The following is a 2,380-nucleotide window of genomic DNA, read 5'->3' as shown; positions in this document are numbered from 1 at the left end:
CATGATCATGACGCTGCTCATCGCCATGGAGTTCAAGCATTCCATCGTGCGGGTGGCCTTGCGCCGCGATAGCATCATCCAGGTCAAGACGGTGATCCTGATCGGGCTGATCGCCCTGGCGCGCAAGTTCGTGATCCTCGACCCGGAGACCAGCCCCGCCAAGATCGCGGCGCTCGCAGGCGCGACGCTGGCCCTCGGGGCGACTTACTGGCTGCTGCGCGAGCGCGATGACCGGGCCGCCGGGGAAAGCCCAAATGAGCCATCGTGATCGGCGCCACGCGCAGGCTGCCGCGGGGTTCACCCTGCTGCTCGAACCGGCGGCGGCTTCCGGGCTGACCCTGCGGCTGTATGGCGCACGCCCTCTGCACCCGAATGAAGCGCCCGATCTTTGGGCTGTGTTGCGCGAACTGGCGGCGCGGGCCGGGTTGCCTGCCGTGCCGGTACCGCACTACGTGCCCAGCGGGGTCGTCAACGCCTTCGCCACCGGTACGAAGCATCACGCGGCCATCGCGCTGACCGACGGTCTGCTGCGTAGCCTCACGCCCCGCGAGTTGACCGGCGTGCTCGGCCACGAAATCGCGCATATTGCGAACGAGGATTTGCGTGTCATGGGCCTGGCCGATTCCATCAGCCGGCTCACCCATCTTCTGGCCTTGTTGGGGCAAATCATGCTCCTTTTCAGCCTGCCGGCCTTGCTGTGGGGCACAGTCGCTATCCAGTGGCCGGCGCTGCTGTTGCTGGCCGTTTCGCCGCAGCTCGCGCTGCTGGCGCAACTGGGTTTGTCGCGGGTGCGCGAATTCGACGCCGACCGGCTCGCCGCCGAATTGACCGGCGACCCACAGGGATTGGCTTTGGCGCTCGCCAAGATCGAGCGGGAGAGTCGCGCCTGGCTGCTGCCCGGATGGGGCAAGCCGGAACCCTCCTGGTTGCGCACGCATCCGGCGACGACAGAGCGCATCCAACGCTTGCGGGAATTGGCTGATTCGATGGCACCGCAACCGCTTCATTCCAGCCCATTTCTGCCGGACATCCCCTTGGCGCCACGCCCACCGCGTTGGCGCGCCAGCGGTGTCTGGCGCTGATTTCAACAAGGAGAATGCATGACCTGCCCCGACCTCAACAGCCGCCCAGCGCCGGACCGATTCATCCGGCGCTGGCTCGTCATCACTGGCTGCATCGCCGCACTCATGCTGCTGTGGCAGTTCTTGCCTGCCATCGAAGCCTGGTTCAGTCCGCGCGAAGCGGCCGAGCGCACGGTGACACCGCGTGGTGATCTGGCGGCAGACGAGCAGACCACCATCCAACTGTTCGAGAAATCGCGCGGGTCGGTGGTTTACATCACCACGGCGCAACTGGTGCGTGACGTCTGGTCGCGCAATGTCTTTTCCGTGCCGCGCGGCACCGGCTCCGGCTTCATCTGGGACGATGCCGGCCACGTGGTGACCAACTTCCACGTCATCCAGGGGGCATCGTCTGCCACGGTCAAACTGGCCGACGGTCGCGATTATCAGGCTGCGCTGGTGGGCGCCAGCCCCGAGCACGACATCGCCGTGCTCAAGATCGGCGTCGGCTTCAAGCGCCCGCCCGCTGTGCCAGTGGGCACCAGTGCCGACCTCAAGGTCGGGCAGAAAGTGTTCGCTATCGGCAATCCCTTCGGATTGGACTGGACGCTCACCACCGGCATCGTCTCGGCGCTCGACCGCACCCTCGACGGCGAAGGGGGCGGGCCTGCCATCGATCACCTGATCCAGACCGACGCCGCTATCAACCCCGGCAACTCCGGCGGCCCGCTGCTCGATTCGGCCGGGCGGCTGATCGGCATCAACACCGCCATCTACAGCCCTTCGGGCGCTTCCGCTGGCATCGGTTTCGCTGTGCCGGTGGATACCGTCATGCGCGTGGTGCCGCAACTCATAAAGACCGGCAAGTACATCCGTCCGGCGCTGGGCATCGAGGTGGATGAGCAGCTCAACGCGCGTCTGCAGGCGCTGACCGGTAGTAAGGGCGTATTCGTATTGCGCGTGACGCCGGGCTCGGTGGCGCACAGGGCCGGGCTCGTCGGCGTCGAGGTCACCGCAGGCGGCATCGTGCCCGGCGATCGCGTTATCAGCATCGACGGTATCGCCGTCGACGACGTCACCACATTACAGGCCCGGCTAGACGACAAGAACGTTGGAGATGTTGTGGTCTTGTTAGTGGAGCGGGCCGGCAAGACTCGCGAGATGCTTGTGGAACTACAACCGGGAGTTTGATGGAAAGTGGGTCATGGATCTGCACAGCGAAGCAGTCAAGCGACTTCAGCCTTGCGCCGAACTACGAGCCCTAGCTAGTGCAGTGGGGGGAAGGCTGTTTAGGTTAAATGGATATAAGGGAGTCATTT

At 65.0% G+C, this 2,380-nt stretch carries 3 protein-coding genes; all 3 read left to right on the top strand.

Features of this window, described 5'->3' with window-relative positions; translation table 11 throughout:
- Positions 1-268 (top strand): phosphate-starvation-inducible PsiE family protein (locus RT424_RS24335; protein ID WP_313443463.1); only part of this gene is annotated, 268 nt, incomplete at its 5' end.
- The gene (locus RT424_RS24330) at positions 255-1,082 is read left to right on the top strand and encodes a zinc metalloprotease HtpX (RefSeq protein WP_000019579.1); all 828 of its coding nucleotides are present in this window, start codon (positions 255-257) and stop codon (positions 1,080-1,082) included. The genes RT424_RS24335 and RT424_RS24330, both read left to right, overlap by 14 nt.
- Positions 1,083-1,100: 18 nt before the next feature.
- On the top strand, positions 1,101-2,252 hold the full coding sequence (locus RT424_RS24325) for a S1C family serine protease (protein WP_000128323.1): 1,152 nt from the start codon (positions 1,101-1,103) through the stop codon (positions 2,250-2,252).
- Positions 2,253-2,380: the final 128 nt, after the last annotated feature.

Origin of the sequence: Novosphingobium sp. (genome assembly GCF_032093395.1) — a bacterium.
Taxonomy (GTDB): Bacteria; Pseudomonadota; Alphaproteobacteria; order Sphingomonadales; family Sphingomonadaceae; genus Novosphingobium.
This window is presented reverse-complemented; position numbering and strand designations above follow the sequence as displayed.